Origin of the sequence: Catenulispora pinisilvae (assembly GCF_015356865.1) — a bacterium.
In the GTDB taxonomy this organism is placed as follows: domain Bacteria; phylum Actinomycetota; class Actinomycetes; order Streptomycetales; family Catenulisporaceae; genus Catenulispora; species Catenulispora pinisilvae.
Genome location: NZ_JAAFZA010000408.1, coordinates 1 through 5389 on the forward strand (window position 1 = coordinate 1; position 5389 = coordinate 5389).

Here is a 5389-nt window from a genome sequence, read left to right on the forward strand (position 1 = left end):
CGGCGAATACGGCCGCCGGTCAGGGCAACGGCGGCGCGGCAGTCCCGAGGGTGGGCATTCTTGGCGGGTGCGGGTGCGGGTGCGGGTGCGGGTGCGGGTGCGGGTGCGGGCGCTGGCGGGGGCGCAGGCTCGCCTGGCCGCCAAGATGGCTGCCGCCGGATGGCATATAGCCCTGGCCACCAAGGCATGCCGCTTACCGCACCCGGACATGTTCTCGACCAACTGACCACCGGCCCGCCGCCACGCCCTCACCGGCGGCCGCATCGCCAACCCGCGCTGTCGGTCCCTTCGATTGCCATTCTTCCGGTCGGTTTTCGGGTCGTTCCCCTCGGTCGCGTCGGCAGGGCTTCGCCTACAGTGCCGGTGGCCGGGGGTCAAGTTCGCGCTGTGCGAAACCGCCACTTCCACGCCCGACCGCCGCGCGCGGACTTTACCCCCGGACACCGGTGCTGTACCCATCGGGCTGACGACGCGGCCGTGGGGAACGGACCGTAGCCACCTCAGGAACCGCCGCCGCTGAGACTGGCTCGGCCACCCTAGGGAACCGCGCTAGTTTCCCTGAGGTTGTCGAGGCCCGCCGGAGGCCCGGCTCTTCATCACAGCTCTTGATCTTGATCTTCAGCTCTTGATCTTGCTTGTGGCTCTTGCTCTTGCTCTTGATCTGGCCTGTGTCCTTGCTCTGACTTGCCGGAGTTGAAGAGGCCTGAGGTGCGGCGGGGTTGTGAACGCGCGAACCAGCAGCCGACAAACACACCGACCGACCCGAACCCCGAACCGGCACAACTATGACCGAAGGCCGTAAAAAGCTTCTAAAACCCACAGGCCAACCGCAACCTGCCCCGCAAGCTCCAGCCCGCATGAAGATTCGCACCCCGAACCACTCCAGGCACCAGACTGCCGCACTGCGCGTGCGCGCCGCCGAGGCCAGCCACGCCAACGACCTCGGCCTACGCCAAACCATCACCAGACAGCACCAGACATCACCACATCATCACCAGCCATCACCAGGGCAAACGCGTTGCCCGAAACGCCGCTAGTGCAGCGGCAGCTGCGCGATCGGCGTCCCCGACAGCGTGTGCGCGCCGCCCGAGGGCTCGACCGACACCTCCAGCGAGGCCGCACCGGCCGGGAGCCAGACCACGACCATGTCGTTCTGGGGGGCGTCGAAGCGCGAGTCGCCGGCCGGCTTCGGGGCCGCGCCGGTGCCGGTGAGGTACCAGAACTCGTAGGTGCGGCCCTTGCCGAGCGCCGGCAGGTCGTGGCCGGTGATGGCGAAGCGGTGCAGCTTGGGGGAGTAGAACGCGGTCACCGAGCCGCCGCCGGCGGCCGGCTGTTCGGCGGTCTGGAGGCCGGGCGTCCCCAGCAGGAAGGCGACCGCCTTCTCGTTCGCCTCCGCCGACATCTGGCGGTCGTGGACGCGCAGCGTCGTCCAGGCGAACGCCGCGGCCGCCAGGCCGAACACGACGCAACTCAGGAGCAGGACGGGGACCGCCCGGAGCTTGCGTTCGGTTGTCACGCGCTTGTCGTCGACCTTGCTTGCTTCGACGCTCTCTTCCACGACCAACGTCCCTCCCCGGATCACGGTCTCAGGTGTGCAGTGCAGCATCCCATAGTGCTGACAACCGTGGGTACGTGGCCCGATATCGGGTCAGAATTTCCTGGTCGCGGCGAGCCGGCCGGCGCACGCCGAGGCGAGGAACGCCGCGTGGTCCTGATCCAGGCCGCGGCCCATCGTGCTGAGCTTCACCGGAGACGAACGCAAGGCCGCGTCCAGTCCGTCGACCGGTACGCGGACCACAGTATGTCGTGGCTCCAACTCCGCGGCCTGCGAAGCCGCCTCGCGCCAGAAGGCGCCGTCCGCGTCGGGCAGCGCTACTTCGGCGCGCGCCAGGGCGACCTTCCCATAGGCGGTCAGACTGTGGTGGCTCACTCCGCGGTGCCGTTCGCGCTCGTCCGCAGTGGACACCCGCAGCGCGGCGATCGGCCGTCCGCCGAGCACCGCCGCCGCGTTGACCGCCTCGCCGCACGCGACTCCCGAGAACCCCCACGCGGTCCCGGTCCCGAGGTTCCCCGGGCCCTGCGTGACGATTGCTATGTCGGCGCCTAATACGTGCCGGGCCGCGAGCAGTCCGCTGTGCACGGTCACGCACTCCAGATCCCCGCCGAACGCCTGCCCGACCGTGACCGTCCCGGCCGCCAGCCACCCGGCCGAGCGGAGTCCGTCGACCGTCCGTGAGAACCACAGGGGGAGTGCGCCTCCGTCGGTCATCACATAGGTGACGCGTGCGGAGGGGCGGTCCGCGAGGATCCCGGCGAGTACCGCGGGTAGTGCTGAGTGCAGATCGGCGACGACTACCGGCATAGCGTCCAGGGACGATGCTGCGGCCAACTCCGGGTAGCGCTCCTCGGCTCCGTCTACAACGGTCTGTAGAGGCGTATAGCGGGCCTTCACCATGTGTCCCTGGAGAGGAACGTCTTTAGGGAGTCGGGCCGGGATCGCTACTATGAGTGCGTAGCCGCCGGTTCCCAAGCCGAGCTCCAGGGCCGCAGCTGACAGCAGCACCTCGTCCCCGACCTCGGGGCGTCCGACCAGGTCTGGGTACGCCAGCGCGCGGAACATTTCCCCGTCTGCGGCCGTTACACGTACCTCTAGAGAACCGCGCCATTCGCGGTCCACACCAGTCACCACCGCACGCCGCCACCGGATCACCCACCCCACGCTACCGGCCCGGTGACACCCCGTTAGTCCGGCCGCCATCACTCGTTCGTGTTCGCCAATCTGTACGACGCTGCGCATGCGAACCGATTAGCGCTACCGTTCACGACGTAACCGAGTTGCTGCTAGGAGAGCGTCGATGCCCGCCACGAAGACCGAGCGGTTGGTGAACCTGGTCATCTGCCTGCTCGCGTCCAAGCAATACGTCACCAAGGAGCGCCTGCGCGCCACCTTGGAGCCTTATCGCGAGTGCCCCACGGACGACGCCTTCGAGCGGATGTTCGAGCGGGACAAGGACGAGCTCCGCGAGATGGGCATCCCGCTGGAGACCGGCACCAACAGCGCGCTGTTCGAGGACGAGATCGGCTACCGGATCCCCAAGGACTCCTACAACCTGCCCGAGATCCGGCTGGAGCGCGACGAGGCCGCCGTGCTCGGCGTGGCCGCGCGGTTCTGGCAGCAGGCGGTCCTGGCCTCCGACGCCTCCTCGGCGCTGTTGAAGCTCAAGAGCGCCGGCATCGAGGTCGGCGACATCAGCCAGTCCGGCATCGAGCCCCGGGTGCGCACCGAGACCGGCGCTTTCGAGCCGCTGCTCCAGGCGATCTGCGACCGGCGTCCGGTGTCCTTCGGCTACCGCAAGTCCGGCGAGGTGGAACCGGCTCAGCGCAAGGTCGAGCCGTGGGCCATCGACTCCTGGCGCGGGCACTGGTACCTGGCCGGTTTCGACCGGGACCGGGGCGCCGACCGGATGTTCCGGCTGGACCGGATCGTCGGCGAGGTGGTGCTGCTGGCCGGGCACCTGACCGAGTCGGTCCCGGACGACATGGACGTGCACGCCAAGGTCGCCGAGTTCGCCTGGCGGCAGAACCGCAACGTCGGCACCGCCACCTTGCGCCTGAAGGCCGACACCGGCTTCCTGCTGCGCCGGCGCGCCACCGAGTGCGTCCCGGAACTGCTGGACGGCGAGCCGACCGGCTGGGACGTGGTCACCGTGCCGCGCAACACCGGCATGGCCGGCTGGCTCGCCGAGTTCGGCCCGGACGTGCAGGTCCTGGACCCGCCGGAGCTGCGCGCGGCGGTGGTCGGCCGGCTGCGCGCGGCGATGGCCGGCAACGCGCTTGCCGCGAGCGATGAGATGACGCACCCCGGAGCCCGGATCGGCGCCCAGCCCGGCGCCGAGCGCTCCGACACCGGCGAGATGACGGGAGCCTCGCGATGAGCGGTGCCGCGGCGCAGGTCCGCCGACTGTTGAACCTGGTGCCCTACCTGCTGGAGCATGAGGGCGCGAAGCTGACCGAGGTGGCCGGGGAGTTCAACGTCTCCGAGAAGCAGCTCCGCAAGGACCTGGAGACGCTGTGGATGTGCGGGCTGCCCGGCGGCCTGCCGGACGACCTGATGGAAGCGCACATCGGCGAGGGCGGCACCATCCACCTGGAGAACGCCGAGGCCATCGTCCGGCCGCTGCGCTTCTCGGTGCGCGAGGCGGTGGCCCTGCTGGTCGCCCTGCGCGCGCTGGCGCAACTCCCCGGCGTCGCCGACCGTGACGCCCTGCTGCGCGCCATCGCCAAACTGGAGGAGGCCGCCGGCGAGCGCGGGGCCGAGGCCTCGCAGCGGGTGACCGTGGCCTTCGAGGCGCGCGCCACCGTCCTGGACCGCATCCGCCAGGCCCTGGACGCCGGCCGCCGCCTGCGGCTGGACTACTTCGTCCCGTCCCGCGACCAGGTCACCACGCGCGACGTGGACCCGATGCGGGTGATCCTCTCCGACGGCCACGCCTACCTGGAGGGCTGGTGCCGCCGCAGCGAGGCGGTCCGGGTCTTCCGGCTGTCCCGCATAGTGGCCATCGACGTCCTGGACGTCGCCGCCGAGATCCCCGAGTCCGCCGAACCGCAGGACCTGGACGACGGCGTCCTGCGCCCGGCCGCCGACGACCCGCTGGTGACCCTGGAGGTCACCCGGCACGCCCGCTGGGTCGCCGAGAACTACCCGAACGAAGGCGTCGAGGAACTGCCCGAAGGCGGCCTGCGCATCGCCCTGCGCGCCCCGGACCAGGGCCGCATCCTGCGCCTGGTCCTGCGCCTGGGCGCCGACGGCCGCATCGTCGACCCCCCGGCCCTGGCCGACCAGGTCCGCAAGACCGCCGCGGAGGCGCTGGCGCTGTACGGGGACGTCGAGGCCACCGCGTGAGCGATGCGGCGGAGCCGGACGCCCGGGACTGGTTCCGCGGCCGCCCGGCTGACGGCGCCCGGACGCCCCGGGCGGTCGGGGAGGCCTTCGGGCACCTGCCGAAGGAGGCGGCGAGCGGCGCTTCGGAGTGGTTCGGCGAGAACTCTCCCGCGCAGGCGCCTGCCGCTCCCGCCACGCTCCACGAAGCCACGGCCGGCGCGCCGCCCGAGCCCGCTGCCGCCGAGCCTGGCTTCGCCGCTGCGGATCGGCTCTCCGTGAGCCCTGCGGCTCAGGTACCCGCTGTGCCTCACGAGCCCGCCGCCTCAGAATCGGACTTCGCTGCCGAGGTGAGCCCTGCGGCTCAGGTACCCGCCGTGCCCCACGAGGCCGTCGCCCCAGAACCGGACTTCGTTGCCGAGGACTCGCTCCCGGTGAGCCCTACGGCTCAGGTACCTGCGGCTCAGGTACCTGCCGCGCCGCCCGCGCCCCTCGAACCCACTGCCCCCG

At 70.8% G+C, this 5389-nt stretch carries 6 protein-coding genes; 3 read left to right on the forward strand and 3 right to left on the reverse strand.

Annotated elements, in window-relative coordinates:
• Window positions 1-226 (forward strand): hypothetical protein (locus tag IZR01_RS47910; protein ID WP_228561387.1); only part of this gene is annotated, 226 nt, incomplete at its 5' end.
• A gap of 807 nt (window positions 227-1033) precedes the next feature.
• Here IZR01_RS47910 and IZR01_RS47915 read toward each other — a convergent pair.
• Together IZR01_RS47915 and IZR01_RS47920 are read right to left on the reverse strand one after the other, a co-directional pair.
• Complete coding sequence (locus tag IZR01_RS47915; RefSeq protein ID WP_194899598.1) at window positions 1034-1558, reverse strand: anti-sigma factor; 525 nt, start codon at window positions 1556-1558, stop codon at window positions 1034-1036.
• 90 nt (window positions 1559-1648) lie between these two features.
• Window positions 1649-2710 carry a DUF3866 family protein gene (locus tag IZR01_RS47920; RefSeq protein ID WP_194927744.1) on the reverse strand — a complete coding sequence of 354 codons (1062 nt, stop codon included), beginning with the start codon at window positions 2708-2710 and terminating at the stop codon, window positions 1649-1651.
• Window positions 2711-2855: 145 nt separating this feature from the next.
• Between IZR01_RS47920 and IZR01_RS47925 the strand changes: the two genes are divergently transcribed.
• Both IZR01_RS47925 and IZR01_RS47930 read left to right on the forward strand, forming a co-directional pair.
• Window positions 2856-3935, forward strand: coding sequence for a helix-turn-helix transcriptional regulator (locus IZR01_RS47925; protein WP_194899596.1), 1080 nt, complete (start codon window positions 2856-2858; stop codon window positions 3933-3935).
• Window positions 3932-4903 carry a helix-turn-helix transcriptional regulator gene (locus tag IZR01_RS47930; RefSeq protein ID WP_194899595.1) on the forward strand — a complete coding sequence of 324 codons (972 nt, stop codon included), beginning with the start codon at window positions 3932-3934 and terminating at the stop codon, window positions 4901-4903. The genes IZR01_RS47925 and IZR01_RS47930 overlap by 4 nt, the downstream gene beginning before the upstream one ends.
• Window positions 4904-5205: 302 nt before the next feature.
• Here IZR01_RS47930 and IZR01_RS51825 read toward each other — a convergent pair.
• Window positions 5206-5389, reverse strand: a 184-nt coding sequence (locus IZR01_RS51825) for a hypothetical protein (RefSeq protein ID WP_228561389.1), incomplete at its 5' end; no start/stop codon positions are given.

Coding starts and splice junctions, on each gene's coding strand:
- IZR01_RS47925 (WP_194899596.1), top strand. CDS start 2,856: ATGCCCGCCACGAAGACCGAGCGGTTGGTGAACCTGGTCATCTGCCTG.
- IZR01_RS47930 (WP_194899595.1), top strand. CDS start 3,932: ATGAGCGGTGCCGCGGCGCAGGTCCGCCGACTGTTGAACCTGGTGCCC.